We start from the raw sequence: 18547 nt of genomic DNA, 5'->3' as shown, positions 1-18547 counted from the left end.
GCTGCGGTGCGGTGGCCGGGTCAGCGCACCCGGGTGGTGCGGTCGACCAGGTCGATCGCCGTGCACAGGCCCAGTGCCAGGGCCCGCCCGCTGGTGGCGCCGGTGGCCAGCAACCCCGCGATCGCCGGGCCCAGCGGGCGCTCGCCGACCAGGCCGTGCAGCACCGCCGCGTACTCGCCGCTGACGCGGCCGGCCGCGGCGTGCCGCAGCAGGGCCCGCGACAGCTCCGTCGTCCGGCCGGCGGCCAGCGCGTAGACGCCGGCGGCGAACCGCTCGGCGGCCGGGTGCCCCAGCAGCACGAGGCCGGCCATGGTGCCGGCCATGACGTCGTCGCCGGCCGGGGTCAGGCCGGGGCCGAGGCCCACGAGCCGGGCGGCCGTGCGCAGCGCCGCGTCGAGGTCGGCCCGGCGGACGGCGCCGCGCAGCGCAGCCAGCGGACCGCCCGGCCCGGCGGGCAGCCCGGGCAGGGTGAAGGCGCTGTGCGGGACGCCCTCGCCGTACAGGGTGGTGCGCAGCTGCCGGACGCCCTCGGGCAGCAGCGCCGGGCGCGGGCTGGGCAGCCGCGGCCGCGGGTCCCACCACGCCGCCGCGCGCACCACCAGGTCACCGACGACGATCCGGCCGGCACCGACCTCGGCGGGTGCGCCGGGGGGCAGGTTGACCAGCGGCCGGCCGTTGCTGGGCCGGAAGAGCACGCAGCCCAGCGGCAGCCGGGCGGCGTCGCTGCTGAGCACGCCGACGACGTCACCGCCGCGGTCGGTGGGCACCTGCAGGTAGACGGCGGCCGGCGCGCTCATGAGGACGCGCGCGGTGCGCACGGGCCCGCGCAGGAGGTCGGCGATCCCCGTGCTGGCCGACGCGGGGACGGCGGAGGCGGCACGGGCCGGGCGCGCGGTGCGCACCGTCTCCTGGGCCGAGGCCCGCGGGAGGGGGATCGTGGGGAGGCCGGCGCGGGCAGCGCGCCCCCGGACGGCGGCCTCGGGGTCGGTGGTCGTGTGGTCGATGGTGCGCATGGCAGGCCCTTCACCGTCGGCTCGGCGGGGGCGACTCTCCGCTCGGTCCCCCCGCCCGGAGCGGTCCCCCCGCCGGGAGCAGCCGGGGCGCCAGGTACGGCGACCGCCTACCATCCAGCGGACGGAACGGACCGGGTCTCGAAGCTAAGCGGCGCGTCGCACGTCCTCGTATGGCGAATGTGGCCAAGAATGAGGGTGGCCGTCCAGGCACACCTGCCAGGTTCCTGCAACTCGAGAAGGACGACGGCCGACGAGGAGGGTGAGTCGTGACTCACAGTGAGGTCTCGTTGACCTCAGGTTTGTACCCCACCACGCCGCTCCCGCCGCACCGGGGGTGGCACGGGACCGGTGCGTCCCGGACCGCCGCGGTCCGCGACGCCCGGCCGGGGTGGCGGGACCAGAGCGGGCTGCGGGTCGACGAGGCCCTGCAACTGCCCCGGCTCGCGGGCGCGGAGGTGGTGGCGGGCCGGTCCGGCCTGGCGCGGATCGTCCGGCACATGGTCGTGGACGACCCGTCGGCTCCGCTGACCGGCGCGGGTCCCGACGTCCTCCTCGTCCTGGGCGCCCGGCTGCCCCCGGCCGACCCGGCGGACTGCCGCGCGCTGGTCGAGCGCCTGGAGGCCCGGGGCACCGCGGCGCTGGCCTACCGCCGCACCGAGGGGCCGCCGCCGCTGCCCGCCGAGGTGCTGGCCGAGGCTGACCGGCGCGCGCTGCCGGTGGTCGCCCTGCCCGCGACCGTCCGGCTGGACGAGGCGGTCTCGGAGGTCCTCGGTGCGGTGGTCCGCAAGCAGGGCGAGGCCCTGGTCATGTCTGCCCGCATGCACGACCAGTTCATCGACGTCGCGCTGTCCGGCGGCGGGCTGGCCGAGGTGACCGACCAGCTGGCCACCTTCCTCGAGGGCGCCGCGGTGCTGGGCCTGGGGCCCGACCGCGAGATCGTCACCACCGCCGGCCCGCCGGAGGACGTCGCCGAGATCAGCGACTGGCTGTGGCTGCTCGACGCCGAGGCCGAGGACGAGCTGGCGACGATGGCGCCCTCGCGCCGGGTCTCGGGCGTGCGCGCCGACCAGACCGTCGTCACCCCGGCCGACGTGCTCGCCGACGCCGACCTCTCGCCGGCCGACGGCATCCTGCTCGTCCCCGGCCACCACGAGCTGCCCGGCGGGGTGGGGGAGTACGCCGTCGCGCCGATCATGGCCGGCGACCAGCGGCACGGCTGGCTGGTCGCCGTCCACCGGACCGGGCAGATGGTGGTCGGCGCCGGCGCGGTCCTCGAGCGGGCCGCGGTCATCTCGGCGCTGTCGGTCATCCGCCAGCAGGCCGTGCACTCGGTGGAGCTGCGCTTCCAGGGCGACCTGGTGCGCCGGCTGGTCGCCGGCTCGCTGCGGCACACCGAGCGGGCGCTGGCGCAGACCCGGTCCTTCGGCTGGCGGCTCGACGGCCCGGTCGTCGTCCTCGTGACGGCCACCGAGACCGCCGCCGACCCGCAGGCCGACCCCACTCGGGCCCTCGACGTCCTCGACCGGCTGGCCGACGGGTGGCGCGCCGCGCTGGAGACCGAGGTTCCCGGTGCGGCGGTCGCGGGGCTGTCCACCGAGATCGTCACGGTGCTGCCGCTCGACGAGCGCTCCCCGGAGGAGATCACCGCGCTGGTCACCGCCGTCACCTCGCGGGTCAACGCGCGGGTGCGGCGGGTGGGCCGCGTCCTGGCCACCGGCATCGGCCGGCCGGCGCTGTCGCTCTCGGCGCTCGGTGAGGCCCACCAGCAGGCGCAGCGGGCCCTGGGCGTCGGCCAGGAGATCCACGGGCCGGCCACGGTCACCCACTTCGACCAGCTCGGCGTCTTCCGGCTGCTGTCGCTCATCCCCGACTCCACCGAGCTGCGGTCCTACGTCGACGAGGTCCTCGGCTCGCTGGCCGACGCCTCCGACCCCGACTCCGCCGACCTGCGCGAGACGCTGCGGGTGCTGCTGGAGACCAACCTCAACGTCGCGGAGTCCGCCCGCCGGCTGCACTTCCACTACAACACCATGCGCTACCGCATCGGCAAGCTCGAGCGGCTGCTGGGGCCCTTCACGACCGACCCCACGCTGCGGCTGAACCTCCTGCTGGCGCTGCACGCCGCGCGGATGCGCGGGCTCGACCAGCCGCACCGGCCGCCGGTCGACGCCGGCCTGCTCCCCCCGGACGACGGCTTCGACGCGCTGGTGTGATCAAGCCGCCGGCAGCCCGACGAGCTCGGCGCTGACGTCCCACAGGTCGCGGGCCCGGTCGGGGTCGAGGCTCTCCGGCGACGACTGCGCCTCGACGCCGCGCTCGACGTAGCGGCCGCTGCTGCCGGGCGGGCCGGTCACCAGCGCCGCCAGCTGGGCCGCGGCGTCCTCCGGGCGCTGCGCACCCGGTAGCCGCTCCAGCAGCGGCGTGAGCGTGCGGTAGACCGCCTGCGCCGGCGGGGGGTCTCCCGCTGCGACCTCGCGGCGCGACGGGCACGATCGTCGGGGTGACCGCACCGGTGGAGGAACTCGTCGGCCGGATGCAGGAGCTGCTCGAGCAGCTGGAGGCCGACCGCGACCCCGGGCGCTTCTTCCTCGGCACGTACCTGCGCACCACCCGGGCGGTCGACGCCGCCATCGACGGCGGGCTGTTCGAGGACCCGGACTGGGTGACGGCGTGGGACGTCGACTTCGCCGGGCTCTACCTCGACGCCCTCGAGGCGCACCGCCGCGACCCGGCCACCCCGCCCGCGCCGTGGCGGGCGGCGTTCGGCACCGACCCGGCCACCCGCCCCGAGGGGCACGTGCTGCTCGGCATGAACGCGCACATCAACTACGACCTGCCGCAGTCGCTGGTGCGGGTCGTCCCGCCGGCGGAGTTCGCCGACCCCGCGGTGCTGGCGTCCCGGCGTCGCGACCACGAGCGGATCGACGCCGTCCTGGCCGCCCGGGTGACCGCGGAGGACCGCGAGCTGGCGGCGGCCGGCAGCCGGCGCACCGCGCTCGACCGCCTCCTGGGCGGGGCCAACCGCGCCGCCGCCCGCGCCCTGCTGCGGGAGTCCCGCCGCCGGGTGTGGGGGAACACCGAGCAGCTGCACCGCGCCCGGCTGCAGGGGCCCGACGCCTACGCCCGCCGCGTCGCCCAGCTCGAGGCGGCGGCCGCGGCCCGGGTGGCCGACCTGCGCCGTCCCGGCCCGGTGCTGCTGCGGCTGGCCGTGTTCGGCTTCGGGGTGCGGCTGCCACCGGCCTGACCGGTCCCGGTGAGTGCCCAGGTGACCGTCCTAGCGTGGGGGCGTGACGACCCGTCCGGGAGAGGAGCGCCGGCAGGTCGCCGCGCCCGCGGGCGCCCCGGAGCGGCCGGGCCTGCGGCTGCGCGGGGTCGACGTGCTGCGCGGCGCCGCCGTCGTGGGGATGCTGCTGGTCGACAACCGCGGCAACGCCGCGATCCCCGACCAGCTCGAGCACGCCGCGTGGAACGGGCTGCACCTCGCCGACGTCGTCTTCCCGGTGTTCCTGCTGGTGGTGGGGGTGTCGGTGCCCTTCTCCCGGCGCGCCCAGCGGCCGCGCGCGGCGCTGACCCGGGTGGTCAGGCTGGCGCTGCTGGGCTGGCTGGTGGTCGCGGCCAAGTACGGGTCGCTGACCGCCGGGGTGGGCGTCCTCGGCCACATCGCCGGTGCCTACCTGCTGTGCTGGCTGCTGCTGCGGCTGCCCCGCAGGCTGCAGCCGGCCGCCGCCGCCGGGCTGCTCGCCGCGCTGAGCGTCCTTACGCTCACGCTGGGCGGCGACCCCGACCGGTCCTGGGGGCACGCGGTCGACGCCGCGCTCGGCCTGCCCTTCTCCGCCGAGGCGCCGCACTCCTACCTGGGCAGCGCGGTCACCGTCTACCTCGGCGTCCTCGCCGGGCGGGCGCTGCGCTCGGGCGCCGGCCGTGCGGCGCTGGTCCGGCTGACCGCCGGCGGCGCCGCGCTGCTGGTCGCCGGGCCGGCGCTGGCCCCGCTGGTGCCGGTCAACAAGCGGCTGTGGTCGCCGTCGTTCGTGCTGGTCACCGCCGGCATCGCGCTGCTGGCGCTGGCCCTGCTGCACTGGCTGGTCGACCAGCGGGGCGTGGCGCGCCCCTTCCGGCCGTTCGAGGTGCTCGGCGTGGAGGCGGTCGTCGCGTTCGTCTTCTCCGAGGTGGTGTTCCGCGCGCTGCTGTCGGAGGGGGTGCAGCCGACGGTCGACGGCTGGCTCAGCGACGTCGCCGGGCCGGTGACCTCCGCCTGGCTGTACGCGCTGCTGTCGATCGCGGTGACCTGGGCGCTGTCCGGGGCGCTGCTGCGCCGCGGCATCGTCGTCCGGGTCTGAGGCCCGCTCACAGCGGTGTGCTGATTGGTTGACGGTGCGTCGGCAAGGGAGTAGCCCGGATCGGCATGCGGGCGTACTCGATGGATCTGCGTGAGCGGGTGGTAGCCGCGGTTGACGGCGGGATGACGCAGGAACAGGCCGCGGTGGTGTTCGGGCTGTCGGTGCGCAGCGTGGAGCGGTATCTGGCCCGCCGGCGGGCCACTGGCAGCCTGGCGCCGGATCAGCAGCGGCATGGACCGGTGCCGGAGAAGAAGGCGCGGCTGCAGGCGTGGCTACCCGATCGCCTGCAGGTCGTGGCCGATGCCACGCTGGCCGAGCACGCCGCGGCATTCAACGCCGCCACCGGGATGACCGTGTCGCTGGCGACGATGTCGCGGGCCATCGCCGACCTGCCCGCTGACGATCCGGCGCAGGCAGTGACCCCCTCGGGGCGTCGGCGGCGGCCGGGCTGGCCGCTGAAGTCAAAAGTCTGAGCGCCACCGAGCGCGACGAGACCGCGCGCACCCGGTGGCGCACCGACCTGGCCACGATCGACCCGACCCAGTTGGTGTTCGTCGATGAGTGCGGCACGCACACCTCGATGACCCGCCGTCGCGCCCGCGCGCCCCGCGGCAGCCGCGTCCGCGGCGCAGTGCCTCGCAACCGCGGGTCGGTGACCACGCTGATCGCTGGGCTGTCATGGGCCGGGATGACTGCGGCGATGACGGTGGAGGGCGGCACCGACACCGCGGTGTTCGCCACCTACCTGCAGCACTTCCTGCTGCCCGCGCTGCACCCGGGCCAGGTCGTGGTGGTGGACAACGTCGGGGCGCACAAGCCCGACCGGATCCGCGCGCTGGTCGAGGCCGCCGGCTGCCGGCTGGTGTTCCTACCCGCCTACTCACCGGACCTGTCCCCGGTTGAGGAAGCGTTCAGCAAACTCAAAATCCTCATCCGGGCGGCCGCCGCCCGCACCCGGGCGGCGCTGGACGCCGCGATCGCCACCGCGCTGGAGGCGATCACGGCCGCCGATGCCGCCGGCTGGTTCGCCCACGCCGGCTACCCCATCCGACAAACCACCTGAAAACCGCTGTCAGTCGCCGTCGAGCGCCGGGGGCACGCTGCCGCCGACCGGCTCGGGGCTGCTGCGCTCGAGCAGCCGGTTGGCGCTGAGGAGGGTGATGCCGCGGTCGGCGATCTGCCGCAGCGCCGAGGGCAGCGCCCGCACCTCCAGCTCCCGCCGCTCGGCCAGGGCCACCGCGAAGGCCGCCTGCGGGTCGAACGTGCCCCGGCCGATGCCGTCGTGCAGGCCGAGGACGTCGCCGGCCTGCACGGTCTGCCCCATGTAGTCCTCGATCTCGGCGACCTCCTTCTTGTCGCCCGGCCCGCGGGTGACCGACCAGATGAAGGTGTCGTAGCCGAGCTCGGCGGCCACGCGCAGCGCGTAGCCGGTGAGCTCGCCGCGCGGCGGCCGGAAGCTGGTGAACGGCCGGCCCAGCAGCGCCTCGATCTCGTCCTTGCAGCGCACGAGCTCCTCGCGGGTCTCCTGCTGGGTGAGCGTGGTCAGGTCCCGGTGGTCCCAGGTGTGGTTGCCGATCTCGTGCCCGGCGTCGACGACGTCGCGCAGCACGTCGGGGTGGTGCACGCCGTTCCAGCCCATGACGTTGAACGTCGCCGTGACGCCCGCGCGGGCCAGCGCGTCGAGGATGCGCGGGGTGTAGTCCGGCGTCGGGCCGTCGTCGAAGGTGATCGCGGCGACCGGCTCGGTGACCGTGGTGTTCCAGACGACCCGGCGGGTGCCGAGCCGGGCCACCCCCTCGCCCTCGTCGGCCGCGCCGCCGGCCTCCAGGAAGCGCTTCTCGGCGCGTGCGGTCGCCCCGGCCCGCACCTCGTCGTCCTGGTCGGCGACCAGCGCCCCGCCGGCGGCGCCCACCGCCAGCCCGGCGATCCCGGCCCCGGCTCCCAGCAGCACCCGTCGTCTCGTGGTCATGGGGAGGTCCTAGACCCGGTGCGGGGGTGAGGGGAAGCCCGCGCTGCCGGATCGGGCGGGCGGGCGCAGGCTGTCCGGGGTGCCGCACCGGGCGGCGCGGGAGGAGGACCGCATGACCGACGCCGGCCGACCACTGTCCGGGAGGGTCGCCCTGGTCACCGGGGCGTCGTCGGGGATCGGCGAGGCCACCGCCGTCGCCCTCGCCGAGGCGGGGGCCGCCGTCGCCGTCGGCGCGCGCCGCGCCGAGCGGCTCGACGCGTTGGCCGGCAAGCTCCGGGACGACGGCGCGCGGGTGCTCACGCTCGACCTCGACGTCACCGACGAGCAGTCCTGCCGCGACGCCGTCACCCGGACGCGGGAGGAGCTCGGCGGTCTCGACGTCCTGGTCAACAACGCCGGCGTGATGCTGCTGGGCACGATCGTCGGCGCCGACCCCGAGGACTGGCGCCGCATGATGGCGACCAACGTCCTCGGCCTGATGTACACGACCCACGCTGCCATCGACGGCATGGTCGCGCAGGGTTCCGGCGACGTGGTCAACATCTCCAGCGTCGCCGGCCGGCAGGCGCGCAAGGGCGCGGGCGTCTACAACGCGAGCAAGTGGGCGGTGAATGCCTTCAGTGAGTCACTGCGCCAGGAGGTGACCACGAAGGGCGTGCGCGTCTCCCTCGTCGAGCCGGGGGCGGTGGCCACCGAGCTGACCGACCACATCACCCAGCCCGAGGCCAGGGCCGCCTCGCAGCAGATGTACACGAGCATGCGGTCGCTGCAGGCCGAGGACGTCGCCCGCGCGATCGTCTACGTCGTCAGCCAGCCGCCGCACGTGGCGATCAACGAGGTGCTCGTCCGCCCCACCGACCAGGAGCGCTGAGGGCCGCGAGATCTGCACACTGGCCGCCATCAGCGGGCTGAGGGCCGCCAGTGTGCAGATCTCGCGGGGTCAATCCGAGAAGACCTCGATGGAGGCGCCCATCTCGACCAGGCGCTCGTAGAGGTGCTCGTAGCCGCGCGCGATGATGTCGACGTTGCGCAGCACCGACGTACCGCGCGCGGCCAGCATCGCCAGCAGGAGGCAGACGGCGGGCCGCAGCGCCGGCGGGCAGACCACCTCGGCGCTGCGCCAGCGGGTGGGGCCGGTGACGAGCACGCGGTGCGGGTCCATGAGCCGGACGTCGGCGCCGAGCCGGGTGAGGTCGGACAGGTGGATCGCCCGGTTGTCGTAGACCCAGTCGTGGATGAGCGTCGAGCCGGTGGCCGAGGCCGCGATCACCGCGAAGAACGGCAGGTGGTCGATGTTGAGGCCCGGGAACGGCATCGGGTGGATCTTGTCGATCGGGGCCTTGAGCTGTGACGGCGAGATGGTGACGTCGGCCAGCCGGGTGTGCCCGTTGTCGGCGCGGTACTCCGGCGAGAGCGCGTAGCGCAGGCCCATCTCCGAGAGCACCGCCAGCTCGATCTCGAGGAACTCGATCGGCGCGCGGCGGACGGTCAGCTCCGAGCCGGTGACGATGCCCGCGGTGAGCAGGCTCATCGCCTCCACCGGGTCCTCGCTGATCGTGTAGTCGACGTCGGCGTCCAGGACGGCACGGCCGTGCACGGTCAGCGTCGTCGTCCCGAGCCCCTCGACGCCGACGCCGAGCAGCTGCAGGTACAGGCAGAGGTCCTGGACCATGTAGTTGGAGCTGGCGTTGCGGATCACCGTGGTGCCCTCGGTGCGGGCGGCGGCGAGCAGCGCGTTCTCCGTCACGGTGTCCCCGCGCTCGGTGAGCACGATGGTGCGTCGCGCGGTGGCCGTCGGCTCCACGCTGGCCTGGTACTCGCCGGCGTGCGCCTCGACGGCCAGGCCGAACGGGCGCAGCGCGATCATGTGCGGCTCGACGGTGCGGGTGCCGAGGTCGCACCCGCCGGCGTAGGGGAGCCGGAAGGTGCGGGCCCGGTGCAGCAGGGGCCCGAGGAACATGATGATGCTGCGGGTCCGGCGGGCGGCGTCGGCGTCGATGCCGGCCAGGTCCAGCTCGTCGGGCACCTGCAGGGTCAGGTCGCGGCCGGCGTCGTCCCAGGTGGCCGCCACGCCGATCGAGCGCAGCACGTCGAGGATCCGGTCGACCTCCACGATGCGGGCCACGTTGCGCAGCGTCGTCCGGCCGCGGTTGAGCAGCGACGCGCACAGCAGCGCGACCGCGGCGTTCTTCGACGACTTGACCGTGACGCTGCCGCGCAGCGGTGTGCCGCCGGTGACGCGCAGGTGGGTGGGGCCGGCCGGGCCGACGCTGATCAGCTCGCTGTCGAGGGCGTCGGAGAGCCGGCCGAGCAGCTCCAGGGTCAGGTTCTGGCCGCCCTGCTCGATGCGGGCGACGGCGCTCTGGCTGGTGCCCAGCCGCTCGGCCAGCTGCTGCTGGGTGAGCCCCCGGTGCCGCCGGGCGTCACGGACCAGCAGGCCGATCCGGTGGGTCGCGCTGGCCGCGAGGGCCGAGGAGGCCGAGGGGGCGGACGTCGCGGGGGAGGTCGGGTCGGTCGCCGTCACGAGGGGGCACGTTATCTCGCAGGTGAGATGTCGGTGCGGGGGCGCGCCGCTGGATCGAGGGGGACCGGTCCGGTCAGACTGCACGGCGTGGACGTACTGGTCACCGGAGGCAGTGGGCAGCTGGGCCGGGTGCTGGTCCCCGCGCTGCAGGCGGCGGGGCACCAGGTGCGGCAGATGTCGCGTCGCGGGACGGGACCGGGCGGGGTGCGCGGCGACCTCGCCACCGGCCGCGACCTCGCCCAGGCGGTCGCCGGGGCGGAGCTGGTCGTGCACGCCGCCAGCGATCCGCGCGGGGACCTGTGGCAGGTCGACGTCGCCGGCACCCGCCGGCTCGTGCAGGCGCTCGACCGCGACCGGCTGCGGCACCTGGTGTACGTGTCGATCGTCGGCGTGGACCGGGTGCCCTACGGCTACTACCGCGCCAAGTTCGCCGCCGAGCAGGTGCTGCTGGCCTCGGGGCTGCCGGTGACGCTGGCGCGGATCACCCAGTTCCACACGTTCATCGACGAGCTGCTCTCCACCGCCCGCCGCGGGCCGGTGCTCCCGGTGCCGATGGGCTGGCACGCTGCGCCGGTCGACGTCGCCGAGGCCGCCGGTTTCCTCGCCGAGGTGGCGGGGCGTCCGGCGACCGGCGACGTCGTCGAGTTCGGCGGCCCCGAGGAGCTGTCGGCGGCCGACCTGGCCCGGGCGTGGGCGGCCGCGCGGGAGCCGAACGTCCACGTGGTGTCCACCCCGCTGCCCGGGCGGCTCAGCGCGGCCTTCCGCGAGGGCGGCGTGCTGCCGGGGCCGCAGGCGGCCCGGGGACGGCGCACCTACCGCGAGCACCTGCACGGCTGAGGACCCCGCGGGGAGCCGTTCCTGCCGTTCTCCGCACCGCGGCTGCCACGTCCGGGAACCGCCGGACCGTCGGCGTGGGCGGCACCTAGTGTCGGGCCGTGACCCGCTTCCCCGGCGCCCCGGTGCTGGCCGCCGTCGTCGTCACCGTGCTGGCCTGGGCCTCGGCGTTCATCGGCATCCGCGCGGTCGGTGACGACCTCTCGCCCGGCGCGCTGGCGCTGGGCCGGCTGCTGGTCGGCACGGCGGTCCTGGGGCTGCTGGCGCTGCGGCACGGCTGGGTGGCGCCGACCCGGCGCGAGTGGGGGCTGCTCGTCGTCTGCGGGGTGGGGTGGTTCGCCGTCTACAACGTCGCCCTCAACGCCGCCGAGCGCCACCTCGACGCCGGGACGACGGCGATGCTGGTCAACACCGGGCCGATCCTCATCGCCGTCCTCGCCGGGGTGTGGCTGGGGGAGGGCTTCCCGCCGCGGCTGGTCGCCGGCCTCGCCGTCGCCTTCGCGGGCGTGCTGCTCATCGGCCTGGCCGGGCGCGACGGCGGGGCGGACCTGCTCGGGATCGCGCTGTGCCTGGTCGCGGCGGTCACCTACGCGGTCGGGGTGGTGGCGCAGAAGCCGGTGCTGCGCCGGTTGCCGCCGCTGCAGGTGACGTCCACCGCCTGCGCGATCGGCGCGGTGTGCTGCCTGCCGTGGGCCGGCGTCCTGGTGCGGGAGGTGGCCACGGCGCCGGCGTCGTCACTGCTCGGCACGGTCTACCTCGGCGTCGTGCCGACGGCGCTGGCCTTCAGCACCTGGGCCTACGCGCTCGCCCGGACCCCGGCCGGCCGGCTCGGCGTCACCACCTACCTGGTTCCGCCGCTGGTGGTGCTGCTGTCCTGGCTGCTGCTCGACGAGGTGCCGCCGGCGCTCGCCGTCGCCGGCGGTGCGGTGTGCCTGGCCGGGGTGGCGCTCGCACGCAGCCGCGCCCGGGTGCGGCCGCCGGCTGGGACGGCCGCCGTGCAGGGGCCCGACGCGAGCCTGCGAGCGGCGGGGGGCACGGGGGTCCTTCCTCAGAGGTAGGCGCGCGGGTCGACCGCCGGCGGCAGCTCGCCGGGCACGATCCGCCGTCCGGTGATCGACGTGGTGATCAGCCGCAGCCAGGAGCCGTGCTCGCCCGGCGCCCACGGCTGCACACCGGTCGCGTGGGTGCGGGCGACGAGGTCGGCGCGGTGCTCGGAGCCGACCTCCTCGGCGACGCCGCGGACGAGCACGCTCCAGCCGCTGCGGGTCCGCCGGTCGATGTCGTCGACCTCGAAGGTGACGTTGGCGTGGTCGGCGGCGGCCAGCTTGGTGCCCGGCGAGGTGCGGATGACGATCGTGGTGCCGTCCATCGCGTAGTTGACCGGGAAGACCAGCGGGTGGTGCTCGGCGTTGACCGCGAGCCGGCCGATCTCGTGGCCGGCCAGGAGCCGGTGGCACTCGTCGGCGGAGAGCTCCTGCAGGGTGGGTCCGGTCTGTTCGGCGGTCACGTCCCCATCGTGGCCGGGACGCGGGAGGGCCGCGACCGGTTCCGGGCTACTGGCCGCGGCGCCGCCGGGGGTCGGCCCAGGGGTCCTCGGGGTCGAGGTCGTCGTCGGCCCGCTCGTCGGCGTTCCGCTCGTCGGCACGGGTGTCGGCCGGCGCTGCCGGGGACGGGGCGGCCGCCCGGCGGCCCTGCTCCGCCGAGGCCCGCCGGGCGGCGGCCTCGAGGGCGTCGTCGCGCTCGGCGGCGGCGCGGGTGCGCGCATCCCGCTCCGCGGCCCGCTGCCGCGCCCGCAGCTGGCGGCGGGTGGGGCGGTCGGTGTCCGGTTGCGGGCGGGTGCGGGTGAGCCGCCACAGCCCCGGCCCGGCCAGCGCGAGCCCGATCGGCAGCACGTAGGCCGCTGCCCGTTCGGTGCCGCCCTCGCCGAGCAGCTCGACCACCCCGGCGCCGTAGAAGACCGTCATCGCCGTCCCGAACAGCCCGAGCAGGGCCAGTGTGGTGCCCAGCGCCTCCGACCACGGCCGGACGGCGTAGGCCAGCGCCATCAGGCCCAGCCCGCTGCCGAGGAGGTACAGGACGGCGCCGGCCGTGTGCAGCGACGGGGAGGTCAGTCGCGGGAAGACGCCGACGAGCAGCACCCCGAGCGCCGCCGCTCCGAGCAGCGCCACCGCGGGGCGCGCCGCCCTGCCGCGCAGCGCCGGCAGCAGCGCCACCGCGCCGGCGCCGATGAGGCCCGCCTGGACGACGAACGAGGCGTTCATGAGCGCCGAGCCGGGCCAGGTCGCGTCGCCGAGGGCGCTGATGACGTCGGCCGAGCGGGAGTAGGGCAGGCCGGCGCGGAGCTGGACGACCGTCTCGACGACGAAGAACTGCAGGGTCAGGAGCCAGGCCAGGGCGCCCCAGGCGATCCGTCTCATCGGCACACGGCCCATGGTCCCAGCCCCCGCCCGCCCCCCTTCACCGCGCGGGGTGGGCGCAGCGGGGTGCCTGGTCAGGAGAGGTGGGCGAGCAGGGCCGCGTACTGGGTGGGGGTCAGGTACGACGGGTTGCTGCCGGCGGGCATCCGCAGCACCTCGGCGTCGCGGGCTCCGGGGTCGGCCAGCAGGTCGGCCCGCGGCACGGGCGCGGCCAGCAGCGTCAGCCGGACGTGCACCAGCGGCCCCCGCTCGTCCTCGCCGACGTCGCCGGCGAGCACCCCGGCGGCGTGCACCCCGGGGCGGTCGCGGCCGGAGAGCCACAGCAGCACCGGCTGCCCGGGGCTCATCAGCTCCAGCCGGTAGGAGCGGCGCAGGCAGCGGGAGAAGGTGCGCTCCTCCCCGCGGCGCCAGCCGGGGGCGAGCACCGACGGCGGGCGGGCGGTCTTCACCACCCAGCAGGCGACGTCGGCAGGCGACAGGCGGGTCACGGGCCCATCCCAGCAGGGGAGCACGATGGGCCGGTGCCGTGCCCTGACCGTCGACCCCGGCCGCGGCGCTGAGCGGCGCGGCCGCCGGGTGGCCGGGCGTCGCCGCCGTCGCCGGGGCCGGGGTGGGCGGGGCGCTCGTGCCGGCCCTGCTGCTCGGCCGCAGCCGCAGCCTGCGGGCCGCTGATGCGAGCGGGCACCGGGTCGGCCCGGCGCCCGCCCGCGTCGAGTGGCCCTCCTGCAGGGGCCCGCGCCGAGCGTGGGGGGCAGGAGGGTCCGTCCTCAGTCGGTGGCCGCGTGGAACTCCGCGCCGGCCGGGTCGGCGTCATCGCTGCCGACGGCCTGGCGCTCCTGCTCGGTGCGGTGCTGCAGGGCGTCGTCGCTGGGCCGCGGGTCGGTCTTGCCGTGCTCCTGGCGGTCGCGCGGGGCGGACTCCTCGGTGTCCATGACGTCGTCGAGCGTGGGGCGGTCGGGTGGGGTGGTCATCGCGGTACCTCCGCTGCGTCGGTCGGTCGGTCTCGACCGGAGGCCATAGCCGCCCGGCCGCGGGGGAAACCCGCTCACCGCTGCTCCAGGTAGCCGGCCGGGAGCCACGCCTCCACGAGCACGGGCCCGTGCGGGCCGGGGACGGCGTAGGCCACCCGCCCCTGCCACCCGCCGGGCTGCTGCCGCCACTCGACCAGCAGCCCGGGCACCGTGCCGGCCGCCCCGGGTGGCGCGTGCACCCAGCAGTGCCGGCCGGGGTCGTCCCGCGGGGGTGACGGGGGACCGGGGTCCGGAGGTGCGCCCGCGGACGGCACGGCCGCGGCGACGCCCGAGCCGGCGGCCCGCTCACCCAGCGACGGGCGCGACCTGCCCCGGTGCATCCCGCCAGCCACCTGGGCAGTCTGACACGGCCGTCGAACACGTGTTCGGTCGAACGCGTCCGGGCTCCGGTCCAGGTCAGGGCGCGTGTCGGGCCCCCGGCCTGGCGGGCCGACCGGTTCCGGCACAGACTGGATGCGCGGAGTCACCTGGCCACCACGTCCCGTCGCCGGGCGGTGCCGTGCACCAGCGTCGCGCAGGTCCCCGCACCTCCTGGAGGGTCCCCGTGCACTCGTCCCCCGGTCCCCGGCGCGGGCCCGCGCGCCGCGCCGCGGTCGGCTCGGCCGTCGTGTCCCTCGCGGTCCTCGGTCTCCCCGCGGTCGCCCGAGCGGTCCCGTCCACCCCCGCGGAGCCGGCGGCCGTCTGCGACGCGGCGCCGACGCACGAGATCGGCGCCGTCCAGGGCAGCGGGCCCGCCACCCCGCTGGCCGGCGGCACCTCGGTCACCGTCCGCGGCGTCGTCGTCGGCGACGAGCCCGGCCTGTCCGGCTTCTCCCTGCAGGACGCCGACGGCGACGGCAGCGACGCCACCTCCGACGGGGTCTTCGTGTCCAGCCCCGGCACCGCCGTCGACCTCGGCGACACCGTCGCGGTCCGCGGCACCGTGGGCGAGTCCGGGGAGCAGACGCAGATCACCGCGCGCACCGACGTCGCCGTCTGCGCGGAGGGGGACGAGCAGACCCTGCCCGCCGCGGCGCCGCTGGTCCTGCCGGCCGACGACGCCGCCCGCGAGCGCCTCGAGGGCATGCGCGTGGAGCCGGCCGACCCGCTCACGGTCAGCGACGTCTTCGACCTCACCAGCTTCGGCGAGCTCACCCTGGCGCAGGGCGGGGTGCTCGTGCAGCCCACCGAGGTCGCCCGGCCGGGCACCCCGGACGCGGCCGGCGTCGCCGCGGGCAACGCCCTGCGCGGCATCGTCCTGGACGACGGGGTCGCCGCTCGGGTCACCGCGGCCACCCGGCCCTACCTCTCACCGACCACCCCCGTGCGCGTCGGTGACGTCCTCGCCTTCCGGGAGCCGCTCGTGCTCGGCCAGGGCTTCGGCTCCTACCGGCTGCAGCCCGCCGACGGCACCGCGCAGGGCGTGTTCGCGCCGCAGGACACCCGGATCGCGGCACCCGACGAGGTCGGCGGCGACGTCCGGCTGGCCACCTTCAACGTGCTGAACTACTTCCTCACCCTCGCGGCCGACGGGGGCCGCGGCGCCGCGACCCCGGAGGAGCTGGAGGAGCAGGCGGCCAAGGAGGTGGCCGCGATCACCGCGCTGGACGCCGACGTCGTCACGCTGCTGGAGATGGAGGACACCGACACCACCGGGCTCACCCCGGGCGACGCGGACACCGCCCTGGCCGACCTGGTGCGCCGCCTCAACGCCGCCGAGGGTGCCGCCCAGGGAGCCGACGTGTGGGCCTTCGTCCCGATGCCCGACGAGCTCTACGACGTCGACCGCGACCTGATCCGCAACGCGATCGTGTACCGCGCCGACGTCGTGCAGCCGGTGGGCGACCCGGTCGGCCTGGTCGACGAGAGCGTGTGGTCCAACGCCCGCGAGCCACAGGCCCAGACGTTCACCGCGGACGGCGACGCCTTCACCGTGGTGGCGAACCACTTCAAGTCCAAGAGCCCGGGCACCCCGACCGGCGACGACGTCGACGCCGGTGACGGGCAGGGGCAGTGGAACGGCTCCCGCGTGCGGCAGGCGGAGTCGGTGGCCGCCTTCGCCGCGGACCTGACCGAGGCGACCGGTGACCCCGACGTCGTCCTGCAGGGCGACCTCAACGCCTACGGCCAGGAGGACCCCGTCGAGGTCCTGCGCGCGGCCGGGTTCACCGACCTCGGCGAGCGCTTCGACCCCGGCCGGTACAGCTATGTGTTCGACGGGCTCTCCGGCTCCCTCGACCACGCCCTGGCCACGCCGGAGCTGACCGCGAAGGTCACCGGCGTGGCCCACTGGAACGTCAACTCCGGCGAGTCCTCCGCCTACCAGTACGACGGCGACCCGGCGCTCTACGCGCCCGACCCGTACCGGTCCAGCGACCACGACCCGCTGGTGGTCGGGATCGACCTGGACGAACGCTGCGACGGACGGCGGTCCTGAGGTGACCCCTGGACGGCCGGCGCGGTCCCTCCCGGGGACCGCGCCGGCCGCGTGCCGGGTCCTCGGTCAGCCCGCGCGGGCCTCCCCGCCGGGCTGCTCGCCGAGAGCGTCCTCCTCCGGGTCGCTGGTGCGGGTCACGCCCTCGTGCAGCGTCCGGGACACCTCCTGCAGGAGCGGGTGCGCGGCCAGGTCCTCCACCGCCACGGGCAGCGGCAGCGACCAGTTGGGCCGGTCGGTGGTGCCCGGCATGTTGGGGCGGCGCTGCTCGCCGACGGCGTCGTCGAGGGTGGCCGACAGCAGCAGCGACGGCGCCCGGGCGAGCAGCGTGTGCGCTCGCTTGACCGCCGTCTCGGCCCGGGCGTTCCTCCGCAGCCCGGGCAGGTGCTCCAGCAGCGACCGCCGGCCGCGCTCGAGCTCCTCGTCGGTGCCGGTGCCGTGGCGCCGCTGCTCCTCGACGTCGGCGCCGCTCCACAGGCCGGCCACCGTGGGCAGGTCGTGGGTGCTGATCGCCGCCATCGCCTCCTCGGGCCACTCGGCGGGGTCGTCGTCCTCGAACCAGAGCAGGCGGTAGCTCAGGACGCCGTGCTCGGCCATGGCCTCGCGGACGCCGTCCTCGACGGTGCCGAGGTCCTCGCCGACGACGACCGCCTGCGCGCGGTGGCTCTCCAGCGCGACGATGTCGAGCAGGTCCTCGGCCGGGTAGCGCACGTAGGCGCCGTCGGCCGCGCTCCCGCCGGCGGGCACCCACCACAGCCGGAACAGGCCCATGACGTGGTCGATGCGCAGGCCGCCCGCGCCGGCCATCGTGGCGCGGATGGACTCGACGAACGGCTCGTAGTCGGCCTCGCGCAGCCGCCACGGCACCAGCGGGGGCGAGCCCCAGTCCTGCCCCTGGGAGTTGAACGCGTCCGGGGGCGCGCCCACCGTGGCGCCGCCGGCCAGCACGTCCTGCCAGGTCCAGGCGTCGGCGCCGCCGCCGGCCACGCCGATCGGGAGGTCCTGGATGACGGTCATGCCCTCGGTCGCGCGCTCCAGCTGCAGGTGCAGCGCCCACTGCAGCCAGGCGTGGAAGGCGACGTCGTGCTCGTGCTCGGCGGCGAAGGAGGCGACGGCGCCGCCGCGGGGGTCGCGCAGCTCCTCGGGCCAGGTGTGCCAGTCGGGACCGTGGACGTCGGCCAGGGCGCACCAGGTGGCCCAGTCCTGCAGCTTCTGGCCCTGGAACCACCACCAGTCGGGGAAGGCGGGGTCGTCGCGGCCGGCGGCGTCGAAGACCCGGCGCAGCACCTCGCGCTTGCGGGCCCAGACCGCGTCGCGGTCGATCAGGTCGCCGTCGGACAGCGCCCGGCCGGCGTCGGCCTCGAGGTCGACGCGGTCGGCGCCGGGCACCTCCGGCACCCGCAGGTACAGCGGGTTGCGGAAGCGGCGGGTGGCCGGCAGGTAGGGGCTGGCCTCCTGCTGCGGCGTCGGGGCGACGGCGTGCAGCGGGTTGATCAGCACGAACCCGGCGCCCTGCCCGGCCGCCATCTCCCGGACGGCGCGCAGGTCGCCGAGGTCGCCGATGCCCCAGCTGTCGCGGCCGCGGGTGGCGTAGAGCTGCACGGCCCAGCCCCAGGCGCGGTCCTCGGGCAGCCAGCAGCGGCCGGGGGACACGACCAGCCGGCGGCGCGGCCCGTCGGGGACCTGCAGCCAGTGGTAGCCGAGCGGGAAGTCCTCGGGCAGCTCGCCGTCGACGTGCCGGGTGGAGCCGTCCTCGAGGGTCACCTCCGCCTCGTCGACCTCCAGGACGTCGCCGGGGCGGGCGACGATGGGCGCGCGGTGGTCGAGGTCCTCCGGCGGCTCGCCGATCACCTCCCGCAGGCGGTCGATCGTGGCCTGGGCGACCTCGTGTTCCTCGTCGAGGGCGTCGAGCCAGGTGGCGGCGATGCCCCACCGGTCGGTGCTGGGGGTGCGTGTCACCCCCCGATCCTCCGGGGACGCCGGGGTGATCGCAGCGCAGGACCGACGTG

The 18547-nt window shown here is 76.3% G+C and carries 19 protein-coding genes; 9 read left to right on the top strand and 10 right to left on the bottom strand.

Going from position 1 to position 18547, the window contains the following annotated elements; translation table 11 throughout:
* Positions 1 to 20: 20 nt before the first annotated feature.
* Positions 21 to 1013, bottom strand: coding sequence for a DUF2877 domain-containing protein (locus ACU616_RS24910; protein WP_446761072.1), 993 nt, complete (start codon positions 1011 to 1013; stop codon positions 21 to 23).
* Between the two features lie 287 nt (positions 1014 to 1300).
* Between ACU616_RS24910 and ACU616_RS24905 the strand changes: the two genes are divergently transcribed.
* Positions 1301 to 3226, top strand: coding sequence for a PucR family transcriptional regulator (locus tag ACU616_RS24905; protein ID WP_446761071.1), 1926 nt, complete (start codon positions 1301 to 1303; stop codon positions 3224 to 3226).
* Here ACU616_RS24905 and ACU616_RS24900 read toward each other — a convergent pair whose 3' ends face one another.
* Positions 3227 to 3523 (bottom strand): hypothetical protein, encoded by a 297-nt coding sequence (locus tag ACU616_RS24900; RefSeq protein ID WP_446761070.1) that lies wholly within the window; start codon positions 3521 to 3523, stop codon positions 3227 to 3229.
* Here ACU616_RS24900 and ACU616_RS24895 point away from each other — a divergent pair.
* The 4 genes from ACU616_RS24895 (at position 3514) to ACU616_RS24880 (ending at position 6413) form a co-directional block, all read left to right on the top strand.
* Entirely contained in the window at positions 3514 to 4257 is a 744-nt protein-coding gene (locus ACU616_RS24895; RefSeq protein WP_446761069.1) for a DUF5995 family protein, read from the top strand. The two genes, ACU616_RS24900 and ACU616_RS24895, sit on opposite strands and share 10 nt — an antisense overlap.
* A 43-nt stretch (positions 4258 to 4300) precedes the next feature.
* On the top strand, positions 4301 to 5350 hold the full coding sequence (locus ACU616_RS24890) for a heparan-alpha-glucosaminide N-acetyltransferase domain-containing protein (protein WP_446761068.1): 1050 nt from the start codon (positions 4301 to 4303) through the stop codon (positions 5348 to 5350).
* A 65-nt stretch (positions 5351 to 5415) separates the two neighbouring features.
* Complete coding sequence (locus ACU616_RS24885) at positions 5416 to 5823, top strand: IS630 transposase-related protein (protein WP_446759286.1); 408 nt, start codon at positions 5416 to 5418, stop codon at positions 5821 to 5823.
* The gene (locus tag ACU616_RS24880; RefSeq protein ID WP_446761488.1) at positions 5799 to 6413 is read left to right on the top strand and encodes an IS630 family transposase; all 615 of its coding nucleotides are present in this window, start codon (positions 5799 to 5801) and stop codon (positions 6411 to 6413) included. The genes ACU616_RS24885 and ACU616_RS24880 overlap by 25 nt, the downstream gene beginning before the upstream one ends.
* A gap of 9 nt (positions 6414 to 6422) precedes the next feature.
* Here ACU616_RS24880 and ACU616_RS24875 read toward each other — a convergent pair whose 3' ends face one another.
* The gene (locus ACU616_RS24875) at positions 6423 to 7319 is read right to left on the bottom strand and encodes a polysaccharide deacetylase family protein (RefSeq protein ID WP_446761067.1); all 897 of its coding nucleotides are present in this window, start codon (positions 7317 to 7319) and stop codon (positions 6423 to 6425) included.
* Positions 7320 to 7431: 112 nt separating this feature from the next.
* On the opposite strand from ACU616_RS24875, the gene ACU616_RS24870 reads away from it, so the two are divergent.
* Positions 7432 to 8190: an SDR family NAD(P)-dependent oxidoreductase gene (locus ACU616_RS24870; protein ID WP_446761066.1), complete on the top strand. Its 759-nt coding sequence runs from the start codon at positions 7432 to 7434 to the stop codon at positions 8188 to 8190.
* A 69-nt stretch (positions 8191 to 8259) separates the two neighbouring features.
* On the opposite strand, the gene ACU616_RS24865 is transcribed toward ACU616_RS24870, so the two are convergent.
* Positions 8260 to 9843 (bottom strand): helix-turn-helix domain-containing protein, encoded by a 1584-nt coding sequence (locus ACU616_RS24865; RefSeq protein ID WP_446761065.1) that lies wholly within the window; start codon positions 9841 to 9843, stop codon positions 8260 to 8262.
* A gap of 87 nt (positions 9844 to 9930) precedes the next feature.
* Here ACU616_RS24865 and ACU616_RS24860 point away from each other — a divergent pair, with 87 nt between their 5' ends.
* Both ACU616_RS24860 and ACU616_RS24855 read left to right on the top strand, forming a co-directional pair.
* The gene (locus ACU616_RS24860; protein WP_446761064.1) at positions 9931 to 10680 is read left to right on the top strand and encodes an SDR family oxidoreductase; all 750 of its coding nucleotides are present in this window, start codon (positions 9931 to 9933) and stop codon (positions 10678 to 10680) included.
* A 98-nt stretch (positions 10681 to 10778) separates the two neighbouring features.
* Positions 10779 to 11735, top strand: a complete 957-nt coding sequence (locus ACU616_RS24855) for a DMT family transporter (RefSeq protein WP_446761063.1) — start codon at positions 10779 to 10781, stop codon at positions 11733 to 11735.
* Here the strand turns inward: ACU616_RS24855 and ACU616_RS24850 are convergent.
* From ACU616_RS24850 to ACU616_RS24830, 5 genes are all read right to left on the bottom strand, one after another.
* Positions 11726 to 12184 (bottom strand): pyridoxamine 5'-phosphate oxidase family protein, encoded by a 459-nt coding sequence (locus ACU616_RS24850; RefSeq protein WP_446761062.1) that lies wholly within the window; start codon positions 12182 to 12184, stop codon positions 11726 to 11728. The genes ACU616_RS24855 and ACU616_RS24850 overlap by 10 nt on opposite strands.
* Positions 12185 to 12230: 46 nt before the next feature.
* Positions 12231 to 13094: a DUF998 domain-containing protein gene (locus tag ACU616_RS24845; RefSeq protein ID WP_446761061.1), complete on the bottom strand. Its 864-nt coding sequence runs from the start codon at positions 13092 to 13094 to the stop codon at positions 12231 to 12233.
* A gap of 74 nt (positions 13095 to 13168) precedes the next feature.
* Positions 13169 to 13582, bottom strand: a complete 414-nt coding sequence (locus tag ACU616_RS24840) for a hypothetical protein (protein WP_446761060.1) — start codon at positions 13580 to 13582, stop codon at positions 13169 to 13171.
* 279 nt (positions 13583 to 13861) lie between these two features.
* Positions 13862 to 14065 (bottom strand): hypothetical protein, encoded by a 204-nt coding sequence (locus ACU616_RS24835; protein WP_446761059.1) that lies wholly within the window; start codon positions 14063 to 14065, stop codon positions 13862 to 13864.
* Between the two features lie 74 nt (positions 14066 to 14139).
* Positions 14140 to 14445 carry a hypothetical protein gene (locus tag ACU616_RS24830; RefSeq protein ID WP_446761058.1) on the bottom strand — a complete coding sequence of 102 codons (306 nt, stop codon included), beginning with the start codon at positions 14443 to 14445 and terminating at the stop codon, positions 14140 to 14142.
* A 224-nt stretch (positions 14446 to 14669) separates the two neighbouring features.
* On the opposite strand from ACU616_RS24830, the gene ACU616_RS24825 reads away from it, so the two are divergent.
* Positions 14670 to 16541: an ExeM/NucH family extracellular endonuclease gene (locus tag ACU616_RS24825; RefSeq protein WP_446761057.1), complete on the top strand. Its 1872-nt coding sequence runs from the start codon at positions 14670 to 14672 to the stop codon at positions 16539 to 16541.
* 66 nt (positions 16542 to 16607) lie between these two features.
* Here ACU616_RS24825 and malQ read toward each other — a convergent pair whose 3' ends face one another.
* Positions 16608 to 18497: a 4-alpha-glucanotransferase gene (gene malQ / locus ACU616_RS24820; protein ID WP_446761056.1), complete on the bottom strand. Its 1890-nt coding sequence runs from the start codon at positions 18495 to 18497 to the stop codon at positions 16608 to 16610.
* Positions 18498 to 18547 lie beyond the last annotated feature (50 nt).

It is taken from the genome of Geodermatophilus sp. URMC 62 (assembly GCF_052931475.1).
This window is presented reverse-complemented; position numbering and strand designations above follow the sequence as displayed.

Coding starts and splice junctions, on each gene's coding strand:
- ACU616_RS24845 (WP_446761061.1), bottom strand. CDS start 13,094: ATGAGACGGATCGCCTGGGGCGCCCTGGCCTGGCTCCTGACCCTGCAG.
- ACU616_RS24830 (WP_446761058.1), bottom strand. CDS start 14,445: ATGCACCGGGGCAGGTCGCGCCCGTCGCTGGGTGAGCGGGCCGCCGGC.
- ACU616_RS24910 (WP_446761072.1), bottom strand. CDS start 1,013: ATGCGCACCATCGACCACACGACCACCGACCCCGAGGCCGCCGTCCGG.
- ACU616_RS24870 (WP_446761066.1), top strand. CDS start 7,432: ATGACCGACGCCGGCCGACCACTGTCCGGGAGGGTCGCCCTGGTCACC.
- ACU616_RS24885 (WP_446759286.1), top strand. CDS start 5,416: ATGCGGGCGTACTCGATGGATCTGCGTGAGCGGGTGGTAGCCGCGGTT.
- ACU616_RS24875 (WP_446761067.1), bottom strand. CDS start 7,319: ATGACCACGAGACGACGGGTGCTGCTGGGAGCCGGGGCCGGGATCGCC.
- ACU616_RS24835 (WP_446761059.1), bottom strand. CDS start 14,065: ATGACCACCCCACCCGACCGCCCCACGCTCGACGACGTCATGGACACC.